Source organism: Achromobacter sp. SLBN-14, assembly GCF_006715415.1.
In the GTDB taxonomy this organism is placed as follows: domain Bacteria; phylum Pseudomonadota; class Gammaproteobacteria; order Burkholderiales; family Burkholderiaceae_B; genus Achromobacter; species Achromobacter mucicolens.
Genome location: NZ_VFNE01000001.1, coordinates 4,583,958 through 4,609,403 on the forward strand (window position 1 = coordinate 4,583,958; position 25,446 = coordinate 4,609,403).

The 25,446-nt window shown below is 65.5% G+C and carries 19 protein-coding genes; 4 read left to right on the plus strand and 15 right to left on the minus strand.

What is annotated here, in order from left to right:
• Positions 1–3 precede the first annotated feature (3 nt).
• The 6 genes from FBY20_RS21025 to FBY20_RS28030 all read right to left on the minus strand — a co-directional run bounded on the left by FBY20_RS21025 (position 4) and on the right by FBY20_RS28030 (position 10,214).
• Positions 4–2,394, minus strand: a complete 2,391-nt coding sequence (locus FBY20_RS21025) for a 3-hydroxyacyl-CoA dehydrogenase/enoyl-CoA hydratase family protein (protein ID WP_142054402.1) — start codon at positions 2,392–2,394, stop codon at positions 4–6.
• Positions 2,395–2,447: 53 nt separating this feature from the next.
• Positions 2,448–3,770 (minus strand): OmpP1/FadL family transporter, encoded by a 1,323-nt coding sequence (locus tag FBY20_RS21030; protein ID WP_056323651.1) that lies wholly within the window; start codon positions 3,768–3,770, stop codon positions 2,448–2,450.
• A 61-nt stretch (positions 3,771–3,831) separates the two neighbouring features.
• A complete protein-coding gene (locus tag FBY20_RS21035; protein WP_142054404.1) occupies positions 3,832–5,799 on the minus strand; it encodes a 3-hydroxyacyl-CoA dehydrogenase NAD-binding domain-containing protein in 1,968 nt (655 codons plus the stop codon).
• On the minus strand, positions 5,796–7,088 hold the full coding sequence (locus FBY20_RS21040) for an acetyl-CoA C-acetyltransferase (protein ID WP_142054406.1): 1,293 nt from the start codon (positions 7,086–7,088) through the stop codon (positions 5,796–5,798). The genes FBY20_RS21035 and FBY20_RS21040 overlap by 4 nt, the downstream gene beginning before the upstream one ends.
• 12 nt (positions 7,089–7,100) lie before the next feature.
• On the minus strand, positions 7,101–9,449 hold the full coding sequence (locus FBY20_RS21045; RefSeq protein WP_142054409.1) for an acyl-CoA dehydrogenase: 2,349 nt from the start codon (positions 9,447–9,449) through the stop codon (positions 7,101–7,103).
• Positions 9,450–9,530: 81 nt separating this feature from the next.
• Positions 9,531–10,214: a TetR/AcrR family transcriptional regulator gene (locus FBY20_RS28030; RefSeq protein ID WP_056323661.1), complete on the minus strand. Its 684-nt coding sequence runs from the start codon at positions 10,212–10,214 to the stop codon at positions 9,531–9,533.
• Between the two features lie 377 nt (positions 10,215–10,591).
• Between FBY20_RS28030 and FBY20_RS21055 the strand changes: the two genes are divergently transcribed.
• The 4 genes from FBY20_RS21055 (at position 10,592) to FBY20_RS21070 (ending at position 15,848) form a co-directional block, all read left to right on the plus strand.
• Positions 10,592–12,196, plus strand: coding sequence for a hypothetical protein (locus tag FBY20_RS21055; protein WP_142054411.1), 1,605 nt, complete (start codon positions 10,592–10,594; stop codon positions 12,194–12,196).
• A gap of 562 nt (positions 12,197–12,758) precedes the next feature.
• Positions 12,759–13,508 carry a response regulator transcription factor gene (locus FBY20_RS21060; RefSeq protein WP_056323666.1) on the plus strand — a complete coding sequence of 250 codons (750 nt, stop codon included), beginning with the start codon at positions 12,759–12,761 and terminating at the stop codon, positions 13,506–13,508.
• A gap of 354 nt (positions 13,509–13,862) precedes the next feature.
• Entirely contained in the window at positions 13,863–14,528 is a 666-nt protein-coding gene (locus tag FBY20_RS21065) for a response regulator transcription factor (RefSeq protein WP_056323669.1), read from the plus strand.
• A gap of 342 nt (positions 14,529–14,870) precedes the next feature.
• A complete protein-coding gene (locus FBY20_RS21070) occupies positions 14,871–15,848 on the plus strand; it encodes a toxin VasX (protein ID WP_142054413.1) in 978 nt (325 codons plus the stop codon).
• An 80-nt stretch (positions 15,849–15,928) separates the two neighbouring features.
• Here FBY20_RS21070 and FBY20_RS21075 read toward each other — a convergent pair whose 3' ends face one another.
• The 9 genes from FBY20_RS21075 to gmd are packed head-to-tail and all read right to left on the minus strand — an operon-like array spanning position 15,929 to position 25,438.
• Positions 15,929–17,200, minus strand: coding sequence for a glycosyltransferase WbuB (locus FBY20_RS21075; protein ID WP_056324601.1), 1,272 nt, complete (start codon positions 17,198–17,200; stop codon positions 15,929–15,931).
• On the minus strand, positions 17,197–17,757 hold the full coding sequence (locus FBY20_RS21080; protein ID WP_108007478.1) for a putative colanic acid biosynthesis acetyltransferase: 561 nt from the start codon (positions 17,755–17,757) through the stop codon (positions 17,197–17,199). The genes FBY20_RS21075 and FBY20_RS21080 overlap by 4 nt, the downstream gene beginning before the upstream one ends.
• On the minus strand, positions 17,754–18,641 hold the full coding sequence (locus FBY20_RS21085) for a glycosyltransferase family 2 protein (protein WP_056323685.1): 888 nt from the start codon (positions 18,639–18,641) through the stop codon (positions 17,754–17,756). The genes FBY20_RS21080 and FBY20_RS21085 overlap by 4 nt, the downstream gene beginning before the upstream one ends.
• A gap of 13 nt (positions 18,642–18,654) precedes the next feature.
• Complete coding sequence (locus tag FBY20_RS21090) at positions 18,655–19,785, minus strand: glycosyltransferase (protein ID WP_142054415.1); 1,131 nt, start codon at positions 19,783–19,785, stop codon at positions 18,655–18,657.
• Positions 19,778–21,070: an O-antigen ligase gene (locus tag FBY20_RS21095; RefSeq protein WP_142054417.1), complete on the minus strand. Its 1,293-nt coding sequence runs from the start codon at positions 21,068–21,070 to the stop codon at positions 19,778–19,780. Before FBY20_RS21095 ends, FBY20_RS21090 begins: the two co-directional genes overlap by 8 nt.
• A gap of 26 nt (positions 21,071–21,096) precedes the next feature.
• Positions 21,097–22,014, minus strand: coding sequence for a glycosyltransferase family 2 protein (locus tag FBY20_RS21100; protein WP_226846353.1), 918 nt, complete (start codon positions 22,012–22,014; stop codon positions 21,097–21,099).
• Between the two features lie 5 nt (positions 22,015–22,019).
• Positions 22,020–23,324: a lipopolysaccharide biosynthesis protein gene (locus tag FBY20_RS21105; protein WP_235512728.1), complete on the minus strand. Its 1,305-nt coding sequence runs from the start codon at positions 23,322–23,324 to the stop codon at positions 22,020–22,022.
• A gap of 44 nt (positions 23,325–23,368) precedes the next feature.
• Positions 23,369–24,322: a GDP-L-fucose synthase gene (locus FBY20_RS21110; protein WP_056323700.1), complete on the minus strand. Its 954-nt coding sequence runs from the start codon at positions 24,320–24,322 to the stop codon at positions 23,369–23,371.
• 6 nt (positions 24,323–24,328) lie between these two features.
• Positions 24,329–25,438: a GDP-mannose 4,6-dehydratase gene (gene gmd, locus FBY20_RS21115; protein WP_056323703.1), complete on the minus strand. Its 1,110-nt coding sequence runs from the start codon at positions 25,436–25,438 to the stop codon at positions 24,329–24,331.
• Positions 25,439–25,446: the final 8 nt, after the last annotated feature.

Below are 25,446 nucleotides of genomic sequence, written 5' to 3' on the forward strand. Positions count from 1 at the left end.
AAGCTAGTTCCGTAGCGGCTTGCCGGTTTCCAGGGTGTGGCGGATGCGCGCCTGGGTCTCAGGCGTGCGCAGCAGCGCCACGAATTCCTTGCGCTCCACGGCCAGCAGCCATTCTTCGTCGACCTTGGTGCCGGTCTCCACCTCGCCGCCGCACAGCGCGACGGCCGCGCTGCGGGCCACGCGGTAGTCGTGCGCGCTGATCATGCCGCCTTCGCGCATGTTGACCAGCACCATCTCGAAGTTGGCGATGCCGTTGCGGCCGGCCACCGGCACGTTCTGCAGGCGGGCAGGCGGCGTGTAGCCTGCCTGTGCCGCGGCGCGTGCCTGGCCGATGGCCACATACAACAGTTCGCCGGGATGGAACAGCACGATGTCGTGTTCGCGGGCAAAGCCGGCCTCGATGGCTTCCAGTGCGCTCTTGGCGACCTGGGCCATCGCAATGGTCTGGAAGACCGGTTGCAGGTAGGGGAAGACTTCGCCGGGCGTGGCCGTCTTGGCCGCCAGCGCCGCCGCGCGCGCGGCGAACTCCTTGCTGCCGCCGCCCGCCGGAATGAGGCCGACGCCGGCCTCGACCAACCCGATGTAGCTTTCCAGCGCCAGCACGCGGTGCGAGGCGTGCATCAGGAATTCGCAGCCGCCGCCCAGCGCCATGCCCTGCACCGCGGCAAAGGTCGGGATCTGCGCGTACTTGAACGACTGCGAAGCCCGCTGGAATTTTTCGACCGTGGCTTCCAGCATGTCCCACTGGCCCGCCGCGCAGGCTTCAACGACCTGCTGCAGGTTGGCGCCCACCGCAAACGGCGCGTCGTGCCAGATGACCAGGCCGTCGAATTCACGTTCGGCCTTGGCCACCGCCTGCAGCACGCCTTCCAGCACCTCGGCGCCCAGCGTGTGGTTGCGCGACGTGACCGACAGGATGGCGATGCCGGCGTCGACCTGCGGCAGATTCCACAGGCGCACGCCTTCGTTTTCCCAGACCGTGACGCCGCGGTCGTCGGCGGCTTCGCCCACGACGCGTTCCGGGAACAGCTGTCGCGCGTACACCGGCAACGTCGAGCGCGGGTGCAGCTTGCCCGTGCGGGCGGAGTACGAGCCTTGCGGCGCATGCACGCCCTGGCGGTCCGGTTCCAGCACCCAGGCGGGCAGGGGCGTGTCGCTCATGGCGCGGCCGGCGGCGATGTCCTCGGCCACGGCGGCGGCGATGGCCTGCCAGCCCGCGGCCTGCCAGGTTTCGAACGGGCCTTGCGACCAGCCGAAGCCCCAGCGCATGGTCAGGTCCAGGTCGCGCGCGTTGTCGGCCACGTGCTCGAGCTGCACGGCGCTGTAGTGGAAGATGTCGCGGAACAGGCTCCACAGGAATTGCGCCTGCGGATGCTCGCTGGCGCGCAGGGCGGCAAAGCGCTTGGCCGGGTCGCGTTCCTTGAGCAGCGCGGCCACTTCATCGGCCAGCTTGCCCGTTCCTGGCGCGTAATCCTGCTTTTTCAGATCCAGCACCTGGATCTCTCGGCCCTGCTTGCGGTAGACACCCGCGCCGCTCTTCTGGCCCAGCGCGCCCTTGGAGATCAGCGCCGACAGCCAGTCCGGCAGCGCGAAGTACCGGTGCCACGGATCGTCCGGCAGGTTCTTTTCCATCGTGCCCACCACGTGGGCCAGCGTGTCCAGCCCCACCACGTCGGCGGTGCGGTACGTGGCGCTCTTGGGGCGGCCGATCTTGGGACCGGTCAGCGCGTCGACTTCGTCGAAGGCCAGGCCCAGCCGCGCGGTATGGTGCATGGCGGCCAGGATCGAAAACACGCCAATGCGGTTGGCAACGAAGTTCGGGGTGTCCAGCGCGCGGATCACGCCCTTGCCCAGCGCGGAGGTCAGCCAGGTTTCCAGCTGGTCCAGCACGTCCGGTTGCGTGTGCGAGGTGGCAATGATCTCCACCAGGCGCATGTAGCGCGGCGGATTGAAGAAATGGATGCCGCAGAAGCGGTCGCGCAGCCCGGCGGGCAGCGCGTTGGCCAGCGCGTCGATGGACAGGCCGGACGTATTCGAGGCCACGATGGCGCCGGGCGCCACGTGCGGCGCGATGCGCTCGTACAGTGCCGTCTTCCAATCCATGCGCTCGGCGATGGCTTCGATGACGAGATCGCAGCCGCTCAGGCGGGCGAGGTCGTCATCGTAATTGGCGGGCGTGATGAGCGCCAGGCGCGAGGCGCCGGCCAGCGGCGCCGGTTCCAGTTTTTTCAGGCCGGCCAGCGCCTTCTTGACGGTGCCGTTGCGGTCGCCTTCGCGGGCGGCCAGGTCGAACAGCGTGACCGGCACGCCGGCATTGGCCAGGTGGGCGGCGATCTGCGCGCCCATGACGCCGGCACCCAGCACGGCGACGTTTTTGACGACGAACTTGCTCAAGGGAGTCTCCTGAAAAAGCGGGGGACGGCGCGCGGCCGTCCCCCGGTTCACGGCTAGAAGCGGGACGAGAGTTGCAGGCCGAGGATGTGGCCGCTGCTGTCGTAGGTGCCCGCGACACGGCCCTTGGTGGCCGCGCTGCCGGACGTGGTGTCGATGTCCGTCTTGCGCAGGTACAGATAGGTGTAGCCCAGATCGATCGTGGTGTCCTTCGTGGCGGCCCATTGCACGCCGGTCGAGAACCAGTAGCGGTCGTTGTCGGGCAGGGACGTGGGACGGTCGGCGGCGTCATGCACCGGCGACTGATCGAACGCCAGGCCGAACTTCCACTTCCAGGCGGGGGCGAACTTGTAGTTGGTGCCCACGGCAACGCGCCAGGTATCGCGGAAGTTGAGCGGCAGCACATCGTCGCGCGCGCCCGGACCCGAGTTCTTGATCTTCAACTGGGGGATGCTGCTCCAGCCGGTCCACGACACGTCGCCCAGCAGTTCCCATTTTTCGTTGAGCTGGTGCGTGGCGCTAAGAATCAACGTGTCGGGCAGGTCGACGTTGGCCTTGGCATCGAACGACACGGACTGGCCGGTGGGGCCGATGTTGTCGATGTCGGTGTCGCCCTTGGCCGAGTGCTTGATCTTCGAGCGGTACGACAGGCCGATGCGCGTGTCTTCGGTGGGTTGCAGCATGAAGCCGACGTTCCAGCCCCACGCATCGCCCTTCAGGTTCAGGTCGGCGTCGCCATTGGTGGCCAGCGGCAGCCCGGCGATGGGCACCACGGTTTTTTTCTTGTAGGTGGCGTCGATGTGTTGCCAGTTCACGCCGAAGCCCATCGAGAATTTCTCGTTGACCTTGTAGGCGATGGACGGGTTGACGTTGATGGTCTTGATGTCGAACTTGTTCGAGTGGTATTGACCGACCCAGCCGTCGTCGTATTCGGTCATCAGGCCGAACGGTGCGCCGACGCCCAGACCGATGTACCACTGCTCGTTCAGTTGCCAGGAGGCGTAGAGGTTGGGCACGACGCCCAGATGGCCCGCGTCCCCGCCATTGCCGCCGGTGGGAACCGAACCGTTCAAGCCCGATCCGGGAATGCCCGGCGCGCTGGGGTTGCGGCTGTTTCCGTTGTCCGAAAACTTGAACGACGGTTTGATCAGGTTTACCCCGCCGGAGAAATTAAGGCCCGGCAGATAGGTCAAGCCTGCCGGGTTGAAATACATGATGCTGGCATTCTCCGGGTTTGCCGCCGAGCCCGCATACGCGTTGCCCAGGCCGCTGGCGTTCTGCTCCAAGAGCTGAAAACCGGCGCCGTAGGACGTTGCGGATGCGCCCAGGCCGACCAGGATGGCCGACAGGGTGCTCAGGGACAATGGACGTCTGCGCATGGTACTGCCTCCTCGAGTTGGATGTGTGTCTCTCTTCCACTGCCGGCCTGGTTTCGCCGGTCTAATCGGCGCGAGCCGCTGTGCTGCGGTCCTGCTTGGTGCTGCCTGCTTCGTAATGCAAGGGGCCTCCCGTGAATGGCGCGAAGCCCGTCCCAAAAATCACGCCGGCATCCGCCAGATCGGCGTCGGCCACGATGCCGCCCGCGACCCGTTCCCGCGTGGCGTCGATGAGCGGCTGGATCAGGCGCTGGGCCAGGCCGGCGGGCGCTGCGGCGGGATCCGCGCTGCGCTGCTTGACCGGCTTGCCATCGCGCCAGGTGTAAAAGCCCTTGCCGCTCTTTTTGCCCAGCTCGTTGCGCGCCAGGCGCTCGGCCAGGCAACGTGGCGGCTCGGCGCCGCCGGCCAGTTGCGCGCCGGCGTCGCGTGCGATGTCCAGGCCCACGGTGTCGGCCAGCTCCAGCGGCCCCATCGGCATGCCGAAGGCCACCATCGCGGCGTCCACGGTTTCCGGCGCGACGCCTTCGTCCACGCTGCGCATGGCCTGCAGCAGGTAGGGCGCCAGCACCGCATTCACCAGGAAGCCGGGCGCGCTCTTGACCGGCATCGCCAGCTTGTCGATCTGCCCCACGAAGGCGCAGGCGCGGGTCTGGGCGTCGGGGTCGCCGCCTTGCGCGTGCACGACTTCCACGAGCGGCATCTTGGCCACGGGATTGAAGAAATGAATGCCCAGCAGACGCTCCGGCCGCGCAAGGCCTTCGCGCAGCGTTTCAAGCGACAGGCTGGACGTGTTGGTGGCCAGCAGCGCATCCGGCTTCATGCGCGGTTCCAGCGACCGGTACAGCGCGCGTTTGGCGTCGGGCTGCTCGCTGATGGCCTCGATGATAACGTCGGCCAGCGGCACGCCGTTGCCTTCCGGGTCCGGCACCAGCCGGTCGAAGGCGGCGCGCGCCAGTCGCGGGTCTTTCAGGCGGCGCGTGTAAAGCGCTGCGGCGCGCTTGAGGGCCGGCGCGATGCGGGACATCTCCTGGTCCTGCAAAGTCACGGTCATGCCCTTGTACGCGCACCAGGCGGCAATGTCGCCGCCCATTACGCCCGCGCCCACCACGTGCACATGGCGCGCAGGCGCAACGCCGGGCTGCTTGCCGTTGGCCTTCAGACGCTCTTGCAGGCGGAACACGCGCAGCAGGTTGCGCGCCGTGCCGGACGAAATAATGCGGTCGATGAGGTCGGGCGCCTTGAGCGCATTGCCGCCATGCTTTTCCCAGATTTCCACGATGGCGGGCGCGGCCGGGTAATGGCCCAGCGGATCCTTCGCGGCAATCTGCTTGCGGGCGCGGTTGGCGACGATGGCTTTCAGTGGCCAGCGGTTCAGCAACGCGCCCAGGCCGCGCGCGCGCCGGGCGGGCTTGCGCGACAGGACCGTCTGGCGCGCCGCGGCCAGCAGCAGGCGTGGCGGCACGCGCGCGTCCACCAGCCCCAACGCGGCCGCGCGGCGGGCATCGGCGCCGCGGCCGGTCAGCATCATGTCCAGCGCAGCCGGCGCGCCGATCACCTGCGGCAGGCGCAGCATGCCGCCCCAGCCGGGAAAGATGCCAAGCATGACTTCGGGCAGCGCCAGCGAGGCGCCGGGCTGGTCCGCCACCAGCCGGTAGCGGCAAGCCAGCGCCAGTTCCAGGCCGCCGCCCAGGCAATGCCCCTGGATCAGCGCCAGCGTCGGATAGCGCACGCCCGCCAGGCGGTTCATGAGATTCCAGCCGCGCGACACCAGCCCGCGCGCCTGTTCGGGCGTGTCCAGCGTGGCGAATTCGTTGACGTCGGCGCCCACGATGAAGCCCGTCGCCTTGCCGGACTGGATGATGAGGCCCTGGGGCGGATCGCGGTCCAGCGCGTCAAGCACCACCGAGAGTTCGGCCATGGTATCGGCCGACAGGGCGTTGACCGCGCTGCCCGCGCGGTCGAAGGTCAGCCAGGCGACGCCGTCGGGGTCGCGGTCCAGGCGCCAGTGGGAAAGCGTATCCAATGTCGTCATGGGCGGTCCTCGTCCAGGGTTTCGACCAGCATCGCGCCGCCTTGGCCGCCGCCGATGCAGATGGCAGCCATGCCGCGCCGCGCGCCGCGGCGCTTGAGCGCATGCAGCAGATGCAGCACGATGCGTGCCCCCGAGGCGCCCACCGGGTGTCCGATGGCAATGGCGCCGCCGTCGACGTTGAGGCGCGCGGGGTCCAGTTCGCCCCAGGCGGGCGTGCCGAAGTTTTCCTGGCAGTAGGCCTCGTCCCGCCACGCGGCCAGGCAGCCTAGCACCTGCGCCGCGAAGGCTTCGTTGATCTCCCACAGGTCCAGGTCATTCAAGCCCAGCCCATGGCGCTGCAGGATCGGCGTGGCCGCATGCACGGGGCCCAGGCCCATGATCGCGGGGTCCAGCCCGGCCCATTGCGAATCGATGATGCGGCCCAGCGGGCGCAGGTTCCATTTGCGCACGGCTTCTTCCGAAGCCAGCACCAGCATGGCCGCGCCGTCGGTGACCTGAGAACTGTTGCCTGCGGTGATGTTGCCCCACGGCTTGTCGAACACCGGCTTGAGTTTGGCCAGCTTGTCGGGCGTGGAGTCTTCGCGTACACCGTCGTCCGCGGCGTGCAGTGTGCCCTGCGTGTCGATGACCGGTGTGACCTCGGGCATGCCGGCGGCGCGGGCCGCCAGCGCGCGCTGGTGGCTGCGCGCCGCGTATGCATCCATGGCGGCGCGGTCGATATTGAACAGCGTGGCGACGTTCTCGGCGGTCTGACCCATCGACAGGCCCACAACCGGGTCCGTCAGGCCCTTGAGCAGGCCGATCACGGGCGCCAGGTGCTTGGGCCGGAAACCGCCCAGCGCCTTGAGCTTGGCGCCCACGCCGCGCGCGGCGTACCAGCGCGACAGCCAGCGCACCATGCCGTCCGAAAACAGCACCGGCGCGCGCGACAGCGCATCGGTGCCGCCGGCCAGCACCAGGTGCGACCGGCCGTTCTGGATGTTTGCAATGGCCGAATCCAACGCTTGCATGCCCGATGCGCAGTTGCGCATGACGGTCCAGCCGGGCACCCGATCGCCGCAACCTAGCCGCAGCGAAATCACGCGGCCGATGTTGACCTCTTCGGGCGAGGGCGCCGCGCAACCCACGATGACCTCGTCCAGGTCGGTGGGCGCGTAGGGCTGGCGCAGCAGCAGGGCGCGGCCGGCCTGCACCGCCAGATCCCCGGCAGAGAAGGGGCCCGGGCCCGTGCGGGCCTTCAAAAAGGGCGTGCGTGAACCGTCGACGACGTAAACCGGTTTGAATGCCATCCGCTACCTCCCTCAGGCGACCTTGCGTTCGGCCGTGGGCCGGTCCGCGTCGGCGGCGCCGAGGTCAAAGGGGAAATCATCCACTTTCACCACGGTGTCGCGCAAGCGGTTGCGGCGCTTGACCACCGCGTACTCTTCCGCGGTGATGCCGCCGATGGCCACTGCCGCGTCGGCGATGTCGCGCACATTTGCTTGCGGATTTCCGTCCAGCACGCCGCGCTTTTCCAGTTCGCGGATCTTGGCCTCGATCGGCTCGGCGTCCAGCGTGGCGGCCAGCGCCTGCTCGATCGCGCCCACAGGCTCGTCCGCGGTGGCGGGCAGATGGCAGCCGGCGGTCAGGCGGTCGCGCGTGGCGCTGGGGCTGATGAGCAGCCGGGCCACGTCCTGGCCAAGCTGGTCCGACGGCGGGATCTGGCTGTGGCCCCACGGAAACACAATGCGGCGAATGATCCAGGCCACCGCACGGTTCGGGAAGTTGTCCAGCACGCCGTCAAAGGCTTCCTGCAATTTGCACAATGCGTCCTGGATGGACCAGTGCGCCAGCGGCGCGTCGGCGGCCTGCCGGCCTTCGTCCTCGAAACGCTTGAGCGTGGCGCTGATCAGGTACATCTGCGACAGCACGTCGCCCAGCCGCGCCGACAGGCGCTCGCGCCGCTTCAGGCTGCCGCCCAGCACCAGCATCGAGGTGTCGGCCAGCATCGCGAATGCCGCGGAATAACGGCCCAGCAGCTGGTAGTAGCGCTTCATGGCGGGCGAGACGTCGGCGTTCACGGCGGCAAACCGCGCGCCGGTCAGCGACGTGCCCAGCGCACGGAAGGTGTTGCGCACCACGAAGCCCGCGTGGCCCCAGAACGCGGCGTCGAAATCATCCAGCCCCCGCTTGCGGTCCGGCGATTGCGCTGCCTGCATTTCGGCAAGCACGTAGGGGTGGCAGCGGATCGCGCCCTGGCCGAAGATGATGAGGCTGCGCGTCAGGATATTGGCGCCTTCGACCGTGATGCCGATGGGGATCTGCTGGTAGGCGCGGCCCAGGAAGTTGGACGGTCCCAGGCAGATGCCCTTGCCGCCGATCACGTCCATGCCGTCGTTGACGACCTGGCGCGCGCGCTCCGTGACGTGGTATTTGACGATGGCTGACACGACCGACGGCTTTTCGCCCAGGTCCACCGCGCCGGCCGTCATGGTGCGCGCAGCGTCCATCATGTAGGTGTGTCCGCCAATGCGCGCCAGCGCCTCTTCGACGCCTTCGAACTTGCCGACCGGCATGCGGAACTGGCTGCGCACGCGCGCATAGCCGCCCACCGCGCGCGCTGTCAGCTTGGACATGCCGGTGTTCGAGGAAGGCAGCGAGATCGAGCGGCCGGCGGCCAGGCATTCCATCAGCATGCGCCAGCCCTGGCCGGCCATGGCGGGACCGCCGATGATGAAGTCCAGCGGCATGAAGACGTCGGCGCCGCGCGTCGGGCCGTTCATGAACATGGCGTTCAGCGGGAAGTGGCGCCGGCCGGTGTCCACGCCGGGGTGGTCGTGCGGCACGAGCGCGCAGGTGATGCCCAGGTCCTTCTTGCCGCCCAGCAGGCCGTCCGGGTCGTACAGGCGGAACGCCAGGCCCAGCAACGTGCAGACGGGCGCGAGCGTGATGTAGCGCTTGTCCCAGGTGACGCGCATGCCGATCACCTCGCGGCCCTGCCATTCGCCCTTGCAGACGATGCCGCTGTCGGGAATGGCGGCCGCATCCGAACCCGCCCACGGGCTGGTCAGCGCAAACGCCGGCACTTCCTCGCCGCGGGCCAGGCGCGGCAGATAGTGGTTCTTCTGTTCCTCGGTGCCGTAATGCAGCAGCAGTTCGGCCGGACCCAGCGAGTTCGGCACCATGACCGACACGGCCAGCGCGGAAGAACGCGTGGATAGCTTGGTCACGATTTCGGAATGGGCGTAGGCGGAGAACGCAAGGCCGCCGTACTGCTTGGGAATGATCATGCCGAGGAAACCCTCGGTCTTCAGATAGTTCCAGACGTCGGCGGGCAGGTCGAAGCGCTCTTGCGTGACGTGCCAGTCGTTGACCATGCGGCACGCGGTCTCGGCCTGGTTGTCCAGAAAGCGCTGCTCTTCGTCGGTCAGTTGCGGGCGGGGATAGGCCAGCAGACGGCTCCAGTCGGGCCGGCCGCGAAAGAGCTCGCCTTCCCACCAGACGGTGCCCGCCTCGAGCGCATCGCGCTCGGTGTCCGACATCTGCGGCAACACCTTGCGATACAGGTTGAAGATCGGCGCGGACAACAGCGCCCGCCGGATGGGGCGCACGCCCAGCAACACGGCGGCCAGGAGCGCAATGACAACCAGCGCGACGATGACTGCGTACATTTTCTTGTCTCCTCGTTGTTCTTCAGGTGCGTGGCGGCCTTCGAAGGAGGGCGCGCCGGCCGGGCGGGCGGTGGACGGCGGTCAGGCGCCTCCGGGGCTTGCGTTCACGTGCGGCAAGGGCGAACGCAGTCCGCCCAGCAGAAAACTCATCAGGCGCGGCAGAAGCAGTTCGCGGTCGTTGGGCTGCTCGGCTTCGTCGCCGGCCAGGCCGGTGACCGAACGCAGCAGGTCGGTGCCCATGATTGCGTACGACGTCGCGCCCAGCATGAACTGGAAACGCCAGATGATCTCGGCGCGGGGGACGTCCGGCAGGGCGGCGAACAGGGCGTTGCGGTAGCGCGCGAGCACGTCGGCGTATTCCTCGGCGAATAGGGCCCGGATGAAATCCGTGGGATCGGTCATCGTGCGTTCCAGCAGCGGCAGGAACGTGCTGCCGGCCTGCGCGGGATCGGCGGCCAGGCGCAGCAGCGTGCCGAAGAACGCATCGACGATCTGCGAGGGCTTCAGGGGTTTGCCGCCGGATTGCGCCTCCAGTTCGTCCAGAAGGCGCATGCGCTCGCGATTCAGCACTTCCAGGCGGCGTTTGAGCACCGCCTGCACGAGTGACTCCTTGGAGCCGAAGTGATAGTTCACCGAAGCGAGGTTCACACCGGCCGCGCCGGTGATCTGGCGCATCGACGTCGCTTCGTGTCCTTGTTGCGCGAACAGGGACTCGGCGGTGTCCAGGATGGCTTCTCTCGTGGGTGTGGAGCGGATTTCTTGCATAAGGTTGAATTCAAACGTTTGTTTCAATGCATTATGCGGGAGCCTTGGATGAGAGGCGAGCCTCTGCTATCCCCAATAGGGTTTACCCCTAAGCGCTAGAGGCCGTGGTGTTGCTTTGGCCGCGTGCGCGCTTCGCATCGTGCGTACGGACGAGGCCCTGCCGCGAAGAAGCATGAGGCGCGGCCCGCGCGGGAGGTTGAGATTTAGCCGAATGTCCTCGGACACCAGTCCTAGGATGAATGCGCTCTGGAACGCACGCTCAAAAGCCCGCAGTATCAGCGCGAGAACATAAAAGCATTGCCCCGGGTGTGTGCCGGGCGAGGCCCTGCGCAGTCACGGCGCGGCAGGCCAATCGCCCTGATACAGGAGCACGAGAAATGACGACGTACAAGGTGGGATTGCTGGTTGACGGGTATGAGCAACCCGGCTGGATGCACGAGATGGTTGAGTGGCTACTCCACAGCCAGGAGTTCGAGCTCACGGCGTTGCTGGTGATGAACGGTGAGGTCGCCGACAGTGCACCGAGGCTGAGCGTGAAGGCGCTGTTCGGCACGCTGTCGCGCCTGGAAGGCAAGCTGCTGCCGCAGAAGCAGCGCGACATGCTGGCGTGCCGCGACATGCGCGACAGCCTGCAGCAGGCCGGCACGGCGGTGATTCCGCTGGCGCCCGGCGATGAGGATCCGCAGGCGCGCCGCGAGGTGCAGGCGCTGGGGCTGGACCTGGTGATCACGCTGGGCGCGTCGCTCGCGACGCGCTCGCAACTTTCCAGCTGGTCGCGGCTGGGCGTGTGGCAATTGAGCTATTCGGATATTGCGGTGGCAACCAGCCGTTATGCCGGCTTCTGGGAGGTCTTTCAGCGCGAAGATCACACCACCGTGAAACTCTGGCGCATCGGCGCGCGGCAGGAAGACGACGAACTCCTGGACCAGCGCAGTTTCAACACGGAAGTGTTCTGGCTGAAGAATCAGGCCCGCGCATTCAGTTTGGGAAACTTCATGGTCTATGACGCCTTGCAGGCGCTGGCCCATGACCGGCCGGGCGTCGCGCCGCCCGCCATGCAGATCATGAGCGGCCCGCGCCGCGCCGACCCGGCAGAGTGGGACAGCGCCGCATATATTGCGCGCCAGGCGTGGTTAATGTCGGATCTGGTTGTGCGGCGCATCATGAAACGCAATGTCCGGTGGCGGATCGGTATGTTTCCCTCCGCGCGGCAGCAGGCGGTGGTATCGGAGGCGATGGTATTGCAGCCGCCCAAGGGGCGTTTTTTCGCAGACCCCTTCGTTTATACGCACGACAAAAAACCATATATATTTTTCGAGGACTATGATTTTACGTCCCGCAAGGGCACGATCTCCGTCGCGACATACTCCGACGGGGCTTTCCGGCTGTTGGGCACCGCGCTGAACCTGCCTTATCATCTTTCATTTCCGTATATTTTTGAACACGAAGGCGTGACATACATGGTTCCGGAAACGTGCGGAAATCGCAGTATCGAGCTATGGAAATGCACGGAATTTCCGCTGAAATGGGAGCTGGATGTTAATCTGATGACCAATATTTCTGCCGTGGACACCATTATTTTTAAACACGGCGAATACTGGTGGCTATTAACAAATATCGACCGGACTGACGGCCAGAGCCACTGCGACGAGCTGTTCGCGTTTTTCTCGGATTCGCCCCGCTCGACGTCCTGGACGCCCCACGCCTGCAACCCGATCGTGCGCAACCCGATGCGCGCCAGAAACGCCGGAATCGTTGTCTCGCCTGGCGGAGACGTGATCCGGTGCGCCCAGTACCAAGGCTTCTGTCACTACGGCAAGGGCGTCTCGCTGAACAAGATTGAGGAGCTTTCGCCTTCCACTTACGTCGAAACCGATGGCGAGATCCACTACGCTAACTTCCTGAGAAAACGCCATGCTTCAATGCACCATTGGCATCATCAGGGGGGGCACACGGTATTCGACTTCGCCTATATGGAGTAAATACGCCTGCGGGCGTAAAAATAAAAATGTTACCGTTATTTCGATTGCAGGGATCGCTCACCGGCGTGATGTGTCGACAGATACAAGTTGACAGCTTTCCCTCCCCATCCGGCACCCCAAGGCCGCGTCAGGCAGATGCCCCGACGTGGCTTTTTTTCGTCTGTAACACGGGCATTCCGGGCGTGGCAGGCCGGCAAACCGAGGCCGTGTCATAGGGAGAGCCGCGGGTGCAACGGGTTGATGCTGGTGAAAACCCTAGCGGTAAAAAGGACGAGATGAGGTTCCTCATCCGTATTTAGGAACATGATTAAGGCTAACGATTGATTTCTGATTTTGTCGGATTATATCGCCCTGAAACGTCTTGATTTTGACAAATCCGAACCATAAGATGGGTTCCATGCCATCCGTTATGTTGGCTACCAAAGTCGACCAGCCTAAACGTCCCGGTTCAGCTTCATTAGATATTCCGGGATATGCGGACCACCCCCGCAGGGCTGGATAAATAATATCTTCAGCACAGCGAAGATCCCTTCTAGGCCCGTCGAAAAACCGGGAGGACACCATGGCCAAGATGGTCCTGATTGAAGCCCATCCGCTACTGCGGTTGGGGTTGTGGCAAATTCTTAGCAAGTTGGATGATGTGTGGGAGATCGAGGGGATGGGCCTTGCGGACGTGTCCAAGGCCGACGGCGTGCACGCGGGCGCCGATCTTCTGATCTATGGATTGCCAGTGGATACCGATGAAGCATGGAGCGCCTTGCACGAGATTCAGCGCGTGCTGACGCCCAAGCGGATTCTGCTTCTGACGGACGTCATGCCCTTGCCCATGCCGGTGCAAGGCCTGCCTGGCGCCAGTGTGTACGGTTGCCTGATGAAGACGGCTTCGGTCGAGATCCTCGAGGCCGCCATCCGCCTGGTAATGGCGGGCGGGCAATGCTTCCCGAGCGAACAGGCGCTGCAGGCTCCGGCCTCCGCCGTATGCGCCTTGCCGTCGCGGGATGCGGAAGAAGGCGGTGCGAAGGGCGCCATGCCGGTCAGCGCGGGCGCACAGCTCCTGCAGATCACGCCGCGCCAGTACGAAGTGTTGGTGTTGCTTGCAAGGGGCTATCCCATCAAGACCGTAAGCCGGATGTTGAACATTTCGGTGGCAACCGCGAAGACGCACGCGTGCACGCTGTACCAACGCCTGCATGTCAAGAACAAGGGCGAAGCCGTGTACGCGGCGCTGCAACGCGGCGCGACCCTTGAATGGCATGAACCGAATGGTCGCGAAGTGGATGCCGGGCAGATCTATGGGCGCAAGCTCGGTTAAGCAAGGTTTGCGCTGCCTGCCCGGCAGCAGGAACGCCCGTTCCAACGCTGCCGGGACCGCGCATAGCCAATACGGCTAAGGCATAGAAAGCAGGTGTTCACGTCGCTGTCGCCTCGCTTTCCGCCACCAATCATCCTCCTGAACGAGATTCAGCGAACGTAGCCGCTGATAGCATGAGTTGTGTCCGCAAGCATGGATTGATAGGGCGAATCACTTAGTCTCGCCACTGCAATCCCAAGGCTGCGGACAGGATTCCCCTGAACCTGGCGACGCGCGTGAACCCGCGCATTGCGCGGCGTCGCGCCAGCGTCATGGGAACCGTAATGGGCCATGCGTCACAAGGTTCTTCCCGGGATGACAACCGTACTGATCGAAGACTACGCTCTGCTTCGTGTCGCAATTCAGCATGTGCTGGAACGTGTGCGCAACGCCGACGATATCCTGGCCATCTCGCCAGCCCACCTCCTTAATATGTCCAGCTCGATCAACAAGCCAGTGGAGTTACTGGTGATCGGTTGCAGCGGCACCGCGGAAGAGGACATCGGCCTTCTATCGCAGGCCATGGCCTTTTTCATGCCCAGGCTGGTGCTGGTGCTGTATTCAGCGCTGGACCAGAGCGTGATGGCCGCGTGTGCGCGCGCCGGGGTCGCGGGCTATCTGCCCAAGGCTTCCAGCCCCGATGCGCTGGCCGCGGCAGTCAGCCTGGTGATTGCGGGTGGCGAATGCTACCCGCAACCCGCCGGCCGGCCGCCCAGCACCGCGCACGCGTCCGTGCAAGAGCTGCGCGAGCTCACGCAGCGGCAGGAGGAAATCCTGCAACTGCTCGTGCAAGGTAAGACCATGCGCGAGATCGGCCAGCAGGTCGGCATCTCGGTCGCCACCGTCAAGAGCCACGCGCGCACGCTCTATTGGAAGCTGAACGCACGCAACCAGGCCGAGGCCGCGTACATCGCGGTGCAGATGGGACTGGTGCGCAGCTCGAATGGGCAGCCTGCGCCCGCCAAAGGCGACGCAAGCTGAAACGAGGACGTGAGGCAGGGCCTGTGCGGGTGGCGCTGCCGCCCGCACAGGCCCTGGCTTTTTTGCGCGCCTGACAGTTGTCGCAATAGAAGCTGACGAACTTCAAAATCGTACTTGTCTGATACCCAAGCCTGGGCGGGCGTGCCGTAATGGGCGCGCGCAGGCTGGGCACGCATTGGTGGTGTGGAAGGCCTGTGGTTTCCGGGAGCCCGACATTCCTATCCAGTCCGATTTCGCTTCGCAGTTGCCATCGACGACAAGTCCTTCGACGTCGTCGTGTACACCTTGCGGGAAGGTCTGTCCAAGGCCTTCGTGTTGCCTGTGGGCCATGAGGCCCCCGCTATGACAACGCCCCACAAGAAAGCGCTGGGTCCCGACCGCCCTAATGAAAAACAACTGGGCAAGGCCATCTCACCGCCATCGTGTCAGCGGTGTGTGCCCATCTACCCTTTGCGCTACGGCGTTGCAGAGCGCACCTGGGATAAAGACGTGTTTCCCACGCTAAGCGCTGAGGGCTATCCCGCGCTGACCGCCGGCAAGGCATACGGTCTGCGCGTGCTGCGTCCAGGCTCCTACGTTTACCTCTGCTACTTCCAGAACGGCCGGATGTGGACGCAGCACTATCAAGTCACCGACGACATGCGATTTGCGCGCATCTGGTGGAGTCCTGCAGACGAAGACGATGCCATCCCCGGGCGGCTCGCTCGCCCCGAAACGGTCAGCGCCAAACCTTATCTATCTGCCCCAGCGACCCAAGAAGCAGACGTCGTCTACCTGCTGACCAGCGAAACGATGCTGACCCATGCCAGACTCTGGAGCATCGAGAACGATAGCGGTGGCATCCGCTCCAGGTTGGCGACAAGGGTCAGGCACGCTGGTGGTGTTGAGCAACCCCATGTGTTCAACATCGCGTTGCTTGCTTACGCGACGCCGGAACTGCGACGACCCGACTTGAGTGGCAGGTCGGAGCCTCGGTTAGTGAAGATACCCGTAATGTATAACGGTGAGATTTGGGCGAGCCATATCTGGGCTTGGCTTCATCGTTTCATGGATAACGTTGAAGACCTACCTCCACCAAAAATCATTACGCTTCCTGAAAGGCCGAGTGATGTGCTGATGCGTTACGGTGGCCGCTGGATAAAATGGTCCCTGACTACAAAGCAGGGGCGGCTATGGTTGCCTTTGATGATCTGGGTTGATCTCGCGATTCTGCTGCTATATATGCCGTCCTGGAGCTTGCCCCAACTGATTGTTCTTCTGTATCCGGAGATCGAATTTCCGGAACAGAACAATCGACATTGTGGTTTTTCAACGGGCTAAGCAAAACGCGCGGGGCAAGTCGCTCTCCATGCCGCCCCCGCACCCGCCAACACCTGCGCCCATTCCCTCCCACTCAACCCTCAAACATCCCCCTCACTCGCCCGCGTTCCCGCCGGCGTCGCGCGGCCCTTGTTTTTCGCAATTGCCATGAACTCCCGCTCCGCCGCGCCCAGCACCGCATCCACGTGCAGGTGCGCCATTGCATATTGACGTGCGGCGGCGCCCAGGGTTTCGCGGATCTGTGCGTTGTAGCTGAGCTTGCGTACGGCTTCGGCCATCGCTGCGGCGTCTTCGGGCGGGGTCAGCAGGCCGCAGCGCGACACCACGTTGGCAAGCTCGGTGCCGCGCGCCGCGCCGCAGACTACGGGGCGGCCGGTGGCCAGCATGCCTGTCAGCTTGGACGGCATGACCAGGTCAGCCGCGCCGGCGCGTTGCGGCAGCAGGTGGATGTCGGCCGTGCCTAAAAGCGCGCCCAGGCGTTCGGCCGGTTGCAAGTCCAGGAAGATGACGCGCGTCAGGCCGCGGCACTTTTCCTCCAGCGCCGCGCGTTCGGGGCCCTGGCCGCAGAACAGGAACCACAGGCGGTCTTCGCGGTTCAGGCGGCGTGCCACGTCGGCGAGGATCTGCAGGCCCTGCTTGCCGCCCATGTTGCCCGAATACAGCGCGACGATGGCGTTGTCCGGAATGCCGAGCTGCGCGCGATAGTCGCCGCCTTCTGCCAAGGGCGTGATGGCATTGACGTCGATCCAGTTGGGCAGCAGCACGGCGCGTGCGGGGTCGATGCCTTTGGAAAGCGCCAGGTCCAGCATGCGGTTAGAAATCGTGGACACGCGGTCAAACCTGCGCATCAGCCAGCGTTCGGCGCGCTTGACCATCGATCGCAGGACGCCGCCCTTGAGCAAGCCCAGTTCGAACGCCGCGTCGACTTCGAAGTCCTGGATGTGCAGCCAGGCGCGGGCGCCGGTCAGGCGTGCGGTCAGCCACGCGGCCGGGGCGCAGAAGAGGGCGGGTTCGACGACCAGGATGATGTCCGGGCGCCGCATTGCCGCGCGCAGCAGCGACGGCAGGCTGGACAGCGCGAAGCTGGCCAAGTGCACCAGCCGCTTGGCGCCGCCCGGTCTTTCGGGGACCCACAACGGCGCGCGCCGCACGGTCACGCCCCGGCGCGTTTCCTTGGTGTAGCGCGTGCCGCGGTAGCCGTCGTGGACCCGCCATTGCGGGTAGTAGGGCGGGGCGGTGACCACGTTGACTTCGTGCCCGCGCGCGGCCAGCCACTCGGCCAGTTCGGCGGTGTATTTGCCAGTGCCGGTCAGTTCGGGCGCGTAGTTGATGCCATAGATGAGTATTTTCATGTTGGCGTGGCGGTGCGTGGCCGGATGGGACGGCACGGGTTGCCGTGGCACACCATCGCGGCGGGCATGTTGCGAAACACCGAGCTGCGCGCGCCGATCACGGCCTCGCGTCCGATGGTCACGCCCGGACCGACGAACACGTCCGTGGCCACCCATGCGCCGTCTTCGACACGCACGGCGCGTTCGCGCAGCGGAAAATCGGGCCGGCCGGCATCGTGATCGGCTGCGCACAGATAGCTGCGCTGCGACACCACGGCGTGCGCGCCGATGTGGATAGGGCCCAGGCTGTAGATCACGGCGTCGTCGCCGATCCAGGCGTAGTCGCCGATTTCCACTTTCCAGGGATAGGTGACCGTGGCCGTGGGCCGGATCAGCACCTTGTGCCCGACGCGCGCGCCGAAGCGGCGCAGCAGCCAGCGGCGAAAGCCGTAGGCTACCTGCGGCGACCAGCGGAACAGGGTGCCCTGCACTATCCACCACAACTGCACGGTCAGCGCCGACCGTCCGCGCTGACCCGGCGCCAGCGCGAACTGGTCCAGGCGTTGCAAGGTGCTCATTTGGCCGCTCCCGCAACGGCATCGCGCCGCGATGCGGCCTCGCTGGCCTGGCGCGCCTTCAGGATCTCTTCGGTCTTGATGCGGATCTGCCAGTAATACATGGCGCGCGCGACCGCATAGTCGTAGCCGGCCTTTCCATCCAGGAATCCCAGTTTGAAGACATAGGAGTGCAGGAACGAGATCGGCGCCTTGAATGGCATGGCCTGGAAGATGCGCTTGAGCAAGGCCCGGCCGCCGACGTTGGCCTCTCGCGGATCGTTCATCAGGCCCTTGGTGCGCAGGTTCGCTTCCCAGTCCGAATAGCGGTTGTGCTTGTCGAAGTAGTGATACAGCGAGTCGTGGTCGTTGTGCACCATGCGCTGGCGCAGCGCAAAGGTCTCGCCCTGGACCTGCGGCTGGTAGTGACCCTCGACCTCCCACATGTTGGCCACGTCCAGGTCGTCGTAGTCCAGAAAGCGCGAGCGGTCGCGCGCCAGGAGCGCCAGCTTGTAGACGCGATGGCCATGTTCCAGCTTCTTGCCGCAGAACACGTAGTCGAAGGGCACGAAAGCGCCGCCAGCCCCCGCGGCAAAGCGCGGCAGGACCTCGCGGATCTCGGCGGCCAGGCCCGGCGTCATTTCTTCGTCGGCGTCCACGTACAGCACGACGGGGTGCGTAAAGGGAAGCTGCTCCAGGCACCACTGCTTTTTCTTCGGATACTTGCCGTCCCACTGGAAATTCGAAACACGCGCGCCCATCGCCGTGGCGATCGAGCAGGTCGCGTCCGTGCTGTTGGAGTCCACGACGAAGACTTCGTCGAACTCCACCAGCGCCTTCAGGCACTTCGCGATGTTGCGTTCCTCGTTCTTGGTCATCACCACGACGGATACCGGTATCTTCTGCATGATGCTGTCCTGTTCAGGGCGTTCCGCGCTGCATGAGCGGGCGGAAGAGATCGATGACGTTGCGGCAGTGCCGCTCGAGGGAAAAGGCGTCCGCGCGCTCGGGGCCCTGGGCCGCAAGCTTCTCGCGCATCTCGCCGTCGTAGGCCAGTCGACGCACCGCCTCGGCCAGTGCCTCGGCGTCGCCTACCGGCACCAGCAACCCGTAGCGGCCGGCGTCCAGGATCTCGGCGGGGCCGTGCGGGCAGTCGGTGGAAATGACGGGCACGCCCAGGCACAGGGCCTCGACCAGCACGTTGCCGAAGCTTTCGCGCACGGAGGTGAGCGCGAAGGCGCCGGCGCCGGCAATGACCGGAAACGGATTGTCGATGTGGCCGGCCAGCGTGACCTGCGTGCGGGACGGCCGGTCGTCGATGCGCTTTTGCAGGGCGGCGTGCTCGGAGCCTTCGCCCAGGATCGTGAACGCAATGCGCGGATCGTCCAGCAGCGCGGCCGCGTCGATCAGCGTGGCGTAGTCCTTGACGGCCTCGAGCCGGCCCACGGCCACCACGTGATAGGGCGAATCGCCGCCATCGGCCGTCTTCGGCTGGGCGCCCTGGCGCCGCACGTTGTCCAGCGGCACGCCGTTGTAGATGGTGTGCACCTTGCCGCGCAGCGGCGGAAACATGCTGACCAGGTCTTCCTTGACGCCGCGCGACACCCCGACCACCGCGTCGTGCCGCCGGTAGGTCTGGCTGACCAGCCAGCACTTCAGGCGGCGCATCTTGGAGGCGCCGTAGTGGATGGCCGGGCTGCTGTGTTCGAAGGCCACCGTGCGGAAGTTGCCGCGCAGGATCTTTCTGGCCAGCACGACCAGCATGTTGCACAACAGGCCGTGCGAGCAGACGATGGCGGGCTTTTCGCGGCGTATGTGCTGCAGCAGCTTGAAGAACGCCACGGGCAGGGCCAGCCGCAGCTTGGTGGGAGACTCGATGATCGGAAATGCGCGGGTGACCTTGGGGTTGGCGATGGGATACTCGCGGTTGCGCGAGCGCAGCAGGAACAGGGCGGAGTCCACCCCCTGTTCCGGCAGCGCATCCACAATGAAGGCGACGCATCTTCCGACGCCGCCATGCAAGTCCGGTGCGACAAACAAGACATCAGACATGGGGTATTACTCGCGTGGGTGGCGCCCGGCGCACGATGTCCGGGCGGGGGCTGGGAGCGGGAGATTCTTGGCGAGGCACGGGCATGATCTGGGCATTTCGCATCAGCGAAAGGCAGTAACACAGCAGAAAGCCGGTAAACGCGGTCTTGGGCGCATAGGCCAGGCCGCCGGACATCGAGTCGATGAAGATGTAGATGGGCGCGGTGGCGAGCAGGTATCGCCGGTGCATCTCCAGCCCGGGATGGGCGTAGCGCCGAAATAGCGAGAACAGCAGGATGAGCAGCGGCGGCAGCATGATCATGATCGTGCCGACCACGCCGAATTTCATCAGGTAGAACGCCCAGGAGTTGTGCGCGAACGTGCTGAGTTCAAAGCCGTTCTCGCCCATCACCCAGCTGCGAAAGCCCGCACCCTTGCCAAAGACGGGGCTTTCGGCAAAGAACTGCATCTGGCCTTCCATTTCCTGCACCCGCGCGCCATAGCTGGAGTCTTCGTCCAGGCGTTCGACGCTGAAGATGCGTTGGGTCAGCACGTCCAGGTAGCCGATGCTGGCGAAGATCAGCACGCCGGCCACGGCGGCGGGCGCGAAGATCATGACGGCGCGGCGGCGGATGTCGGCATTGCCTGCCAGCAGCACGGCGATGACCACGGAGATGGCAAGCTGCAGGTATTGGCTGCGGTTCAGCGAGAACACCAGCGCCATCACCATGTACAGCGTCAGCGCGTAGGCCTTGGGGCCCGACACGTTCAGCGTGCGCCGAAAGTACAGCAGCGACACCACGCCCATCGGAATCGCCCAGACGCCCAGGCGCACGTTGCGCAGCGGGTTGGCGACGCTGAAGCCCGTCGCCTGCTCCGCCAGCATCAGCGTGGCGACCGCCAGGCTGGCCGCCACGATGTACTTCTGCAGGATGGCATAGGCGTGGGGACTGTCGATGTCCTTGTAGCAAAGGAACGGCGTGCACAGGAAGTAGAAGACGATGCGCAGATCGCGCGCCACGTCGCCGGTCTCGATGCCGGGATGGTGGGCGGAGACCACCAGCAGATAGATCACCGAAATGGCCTGGATGCCGAGCAACACGCCCAGCGCGCCGCGTGGCAGCGCGTAGGCGCCCGGGTGGGCCAGGCGCAGCGCCTTGACGCCCAGCATGGCCACGAACAGCAGGTCGAAGGGCGACAGCTTGAAGCTGCCCACCCCCACGATGAACCTGTCGTCGTTCAGCGCCAGCGCGGTGAAGACGAACAGGCCCAGGAGATGCAGGGTGGAAAGGCGGCGCGTGGTCATTGCGGTTCCGTATCAGTGAGGGCAGCCTAGTGCGCGGCCCAGTCGTCCCGGCCGAAGATCTTGGTGGTCAGCTTTTCCAGCAGGTAGGTCAGATCGCCCTGCCGGGCATGCGCGGCCACCTTCGAGGCGCGGCACGACAGTTCGAACAGCTTTCCCAACCCCGGCTCGGTCCGGCGGATGCGGCTGACGATCTGTTCGCGCTCTTCAAGCAGCACGTCCTGCATCAGGGCGGTCTTGGTCTCGTCGTGGGCGGTGTACACGCCCAGCGCGTCGGGAACGATCAGGTTCTTGCCCTCGCGCAGCAGCCGGCTCCACAGTTCGAGGTCCATGCAGTACCGCATGCTTTCCTGCAGCAGGCCGTACTTGCGCAGCAGGTCACGGCGGAAGATGGCGGACTGGTTCGGGATGGAGGCCTTGACCACCGTCAGCGTGCCGCGGTTGACGGGCGTGTAGTGGATCTTGCGGAAGATGCGGTTGTCTGCATCCGCCACGAAGAGGTTGCCGCTGACGATCGGCGCGCGGCCCTTGGCCGCGGCGGCGCCCAGTTTGCGCAGCGCGCCCGGGAAATACAGGTCGTCCGAGTTCTGCCAGCCTACGTAGTCGCCCGTGGCGCGTTCGAACCCCTTGTTGATCGCATGCGACTGGCCCCGGTCGGGGGTGCTTTCCCAATAGGACAGATAGCGCTCGTACTTCTTGATGATGTCCACGCTGCCGTCGGTGGAGCCGCCATCGATGATGATGTATTCCAGCCGCGGATACCCCTGGTTCAGCACGGACAGGATGGTGCGCTCCAGGAACTTGGCCTGGTTGAACGAGGGCGTCACGATCGTCACCTTGGGCAGCAGCCCGCTGGCGATGGGCGCCGGCGGACGAAGCTCGCGGACGAAGTCGATGAGCTGGCGTGAATACTCGTTATGGCGCTTGCGCATGTAGGACCTCAGCATGTTGGTTATCGGGTGGCCGCAGGCATGGCGCCCGGAAAGTCGGGGCGGGATTGACGGATGGCGAGGGCCACGCCGGCCAGCGTGATCGCCGCGTAGGCCATGCGGCCCCAGGCTGCGGCGTGTTCCCCCGCCACGTGAACCAGTCCCGCCATGACGCACAGCATTGCCAGGCCGCCCAGTCCGTTCAGGATTGCGACAGCGCGGGAATTGCCGAGCCCCAGGAGGGAGAAGTGCGCCGCGGCGTTCAGGGACAAGAGGCCCGATGCCACGATCAGCAACTGGAAGGTGCCCAGATGGCCGCTGGCGACGTTCTCGCCCAGCAGCACGTTCAGAAGCGGCTTGCTGACCGCCAGCACGGCCAGCGTGGCGCTGGCGGATAGCGCCAGGTTCCACAGCATCATGCGGCGGATTTCGCGTTCCGCGGCGCCGGGGTAGGGCGGCGAGACGGACAGGCGCGTCACGCGCGGCATCGCCTTCTGGAAGATGGCGACGGACGCCGTATGGATGATCTGGCCGACCTGCACGCCGACGGTGTAGATCGCCAGCGCCGCCGGTCCCATCAGGCTGCCGACCAGCACCCGGTCGACCGAGCCGAAAGCCAGCGCGCTCAGGCTGTTCAGCCACGACCAGCGCGAGAAGCGGAAGGCGGCCATCATGGCGCCGCGGTCGCGCACGGGCCGCACGATGAATCGGTCATAGGCGCGCGAGAACACCCGCATCTTCACGCTGCCCGCGATGAGCAGGCCCAGCGCCTGCGCCAGGCCGGTCCAGGTGGGCGAGGCGGTGTACCAGGCGGCCGCGCACGCCAGCGCCATCGTGCCGGTGCGGCTGAAGACCTCGCACAGCGCGGTGGCGCGAAAGTCCTCGCGTCCCTTCAGGCAGCCGGAAAAGAGCTGGTCATACTGCTGCGTGAGGTAGATGGCCAGGGCGGGCATGGCCAGCATCGTGACGGCCACGCCGCCAAACGTGGCGTCCGGCCAGCCCAGCCCCACCACGCCCCACAGCAGCACGGCGGCCAGGGTGACGACGGCCAGCGCACAGCCGATCAGCGACATGCTGACGCCGGCCGCGCGATAGGCGCCGCCGGGCTCGTGCACGCTCTCGGAGACGAGCTTGGTCGCGGTCACCGCCGCGCCCAGGTTCGCCGCGTTGCCGAACCCGGCCAGCGCGATGATCATGGAATATTGGCCGAAGCCGACCGTGCCGAGCTGGCGAAAGAGGATCGGCAGCGCCACCAGCGCCGCGACGGGACCGATGCCGTATTCCACCAGCCCCCAGAAGGAAGCATTGCCGGCGATGTGTTTCTTCACGAATCCAAGCATCGGTAACCCTGTCTGTCATGCTGGCGCGGCCGTCAGGCGACCGGCAGCGCCTGTTGCGTGCGCTCGCGCAGGAAATGGCCGTAGGCCAGCGTGATGCCGTGCGTCAGGGAGATCTCCGGCCGCCAGCCCAGCGCCTGCACGCGCGACGAGTCCATCAGCTTGCGCGGCGTGCCGTCGGGCTTGGAGGTGTCGTAGACGATCTTGCCCTCGTAGCCGATCACGCGCGCCACCAGCCGCGCCAGGTCCGCGATGGAGATGTCCTGGCCGGCGCCGATGTTGTAGATGCCCTCGGCGTCCGGATGCTCCATCAGCATGACGCTGGCTTGCGCCAGGTCGTCGACATACAGAAACTCGCGCAGCGGCGCCCCGGTGCCCCAGATCGTGACGCTTTCCGCGCCGGCCTCGCGGCCCTCGTGGAATTTGCGGATCAGGGCAGGCAGCACGTGGCTGCTGTGCAGGTCGTAGTTGTCGTGCGGGCCGTACAGGTTGGTCGGCATGGCGCAGATGAAGCGCGCGCCGAACTCGCGCTGGTAGGCCTCGCACAGCTTCAGGCCGGCGATCTTGGCGATGGCGTAGGGCTCGTTGGTGGATTCCAGCGGACCGGTCAGCAGCGCGTCCTCGCGGATGGGCTGCGGCGCCTCGCGCGGATAGATGCATGACGAACCCAGGAACAGCAGCTTGCGCACCCCGGCCGCATACGCGGCGCGGATCACGTTGCACTGGATCATCAGGTTCTTGTACAGAAAGTCCACCGGATGCGTCTGGTTGGCCAGGATGCCGCCCACCTTGGCGGCGGCCAGGTACACCACATCGACCGGCGTGGTCGAAAAGAAGCGGTGCACCTGGTTCTGGTTTTCCAGGTCCAGTTCGGCGCGGCTGCGGGTCAGCACGTTCTCGTAGCCGCGCCGGTGCAGTTCGCGGGTGATCGCCGCGCCCACCATCCCGCGGTGGCCGGCGACGAACACGCGTTGGTCCAGGTTCGTCATGGCGGGCTACTCCTTGTACGCGTAGATTTCGTAGCCGTTCTGTTCGACCAGCGCATCGCGCCGCGCTTCCTTCAGGTCGCTCTCGACCATTTCCTTGACGAGCTGCGCGAACGAGGTGCGGGGCGTCCAGCCGAGCTTCTCGCGGGCTTTGGTGGGATCGCCCAGCAGGGTTTCGACCTCGGTCGGACGGAAGTAGCGCGGGTCGACGCGCACGATCACCTGGCCCGCCTTGACGTCGTGCACCGGCGAGAACAGCACGGTCGCCGTCTCTTCCAGGCCTTCGCCTTCCCATGCCAGCAGGATGCCCAGCTCGCGCGCCGCGGTGTTGATGAACTCGCGCACGCTGTATTGCATGCCGGTCGCGATGACGTAGTCCTCGGGCGTGTCCTGCTGCAGCATCAGCCACTGCATTTCGACGTAGTCGCGGGCGTGGCCCCAGTCGCGCAGCGCGGACAGGTTGCCCAGGTACAGGCATTCCTGCAGCCCCAGCACGATGCGCGCCAGGCCGCGGGTGATCTTGCGCGTCACAAACGTTTCGCCGCGCTTGGGCGATTCGTGGTTGAACAGGATGCCGTTGCAGGCGTACATGCCATACGCTTCCCGGTAGTTGACGCTGATCCAGTAGGCGTACAGCTTGGCGGCGGCGTAGGGGCTGCGCGGATAGAAGGGGGTGGTTTCCTTCTGCGGCGTTTCCTGCACCAGGCCGTAGAGCTCGGACGTGGACGCCTGGTAGAAGCGCGTCTTGTTTTCCAGCTTCAGGATGCGGATCGCTTCCAAGAGGCGCAGGGTGCCCAGGCCGTCGGCGTTGGCCGTGTATTCCGGTTCCTCGAACGAGACGCCCACGTGGCTTTGCGCGGCCAGGTTGTAGATCTCGTCGGGCTGCACCGACTGGACGATGCGGATGAGGCTGCACGAATCCGTCATGTCGCCGTGGTGCAGCACGAAATTACGGGGCTGGTCGTGCGGATCCTGGTACAGGTGGTCGATCCGCGCGGTATTGAACAGCGAAGCGCGCCGCTTTATGCCGTGGACCTCATAGCCCTTGGCCAGCAGAAGCTCCGCCAGATAGGCCCCGTCTTGGCCAGTTACGCCGGTAATCAGTGCCCGTTTTGGCATGGTTGTGT

Coding starts and splice junctions, on each gene's coding strand:
- FBY20_RS21110 (WP_056323700.1), bottom strand. CDS start 24,322: ATGACGAACCTGGACCAACGCGTGTTCGTCGCCGGCCACCGCGGGATG.
- FBY20_RS21040 (WP_142054406.1), bottom strand. CDS start 7,088: ATGGCATTCAAACCGGTTTACGTCGTCGACGGTTCACGCACGCCCTTT.
- FBY20_RS21090 (WP_142054415.1), bottom strand. CDS start 19,785: ATGTCTGATGTCTTGTTTGTCGCACCGGACTTGCATGGCGGCGTCGGA.
- FBY20_RS21035 (WP_142054404.1), bottom strand. CDS start 5,799: ATGACGACATTGGATACGCTTTCCCACTGGCGCCTGGACCGCGACCCC.
- FBY20_RS21070 (WP_142054413.1), top strand. CDS start 14,871: ATGACAACGCCCCACAAGAAAGCGCTGGGTCCCGACCGCCCTAATGAA.
- FBY20_RS21030 (WP_056323651.1), bottom strand. CDS start 3,770: ATGCGCAGACGTCCATTGTCCCTGAGCACCCTGTCGGCCATCCTGGTC.
- FBY20_RS21095 (WP_142054417.1), bottom strand. CDS start 21,070: ATGACCACGCGCCGCCTTTCCACCCTGCATCTCCTGGGCCTGTTCGTC.
- FBY20_RS21100 (WP_226846353.1), bottom strand. CDS start 22,014: ATGCTGAGGTCCTACATGCGCAAGCGCCATAACGAGTATTCACGCCAG.
- FBY20_RS21060 (WP_056323666.1), top strand. CDS start 12,759: ATGGCCAAGATGGTCCTGATTGAAGCCCATCCGCTACTGCGGTTGGGG.
- FBY20_RS21065 (WP_056323669.1), top strand. CDS start 13,863: ATGACAACCGTACTGATCGAAGACTACGCTCTGCTTCGTGTCGCAATT.
- FBY20_RS21045 (WP_142054409.1), bottom strand. CDS start 9,449: ATGTACGCAGTCATCGTCGCGCTGGTTGTCATTGCGCTCCTGGCCGCC.
- FBY20_RS21080 (WP_108007478.1), bottom strand. CDS start 17,757: ATGAGCACCTTGCAACGCCTGGACCAGTTCGCGCTGGCGCCGGGTCAG.
- FBY20_RS21085 (WP_056323685.1), bottom strand. CDS start 18,641: ATGCAGAAGATACCGGTATCCGTCGTGGTGATGACCAAGAACGAGGAA.
- gmd (WP_056323703.1), bottom strand. CDS start 25,438: ATGCCAAAACGGGCACTGATTACCGGCGTAACTGGCCAAGACGGGGCC.
- FBY20_RS21075 (WP_056324601.1), bottom strand. CDS start 17,200: ATGAAAATACTCATCTATGGCATCAACTACGCGCCCGAACTGACCGGC.
- FBY20_RS21055 (WP_142054411.1), top strand. CDS start 10,592: ATGACGACGTACAAGGTGGGATTGCTGGTTGACGGGTATGAGCAACCC.
- FBY20_RS28030 (WP_056323661.1), bottom strand. CDS start 10,214: ATGCAAGAAATCCGCTCCACACCCACGAGAGAAGCCATCCTGGACACC.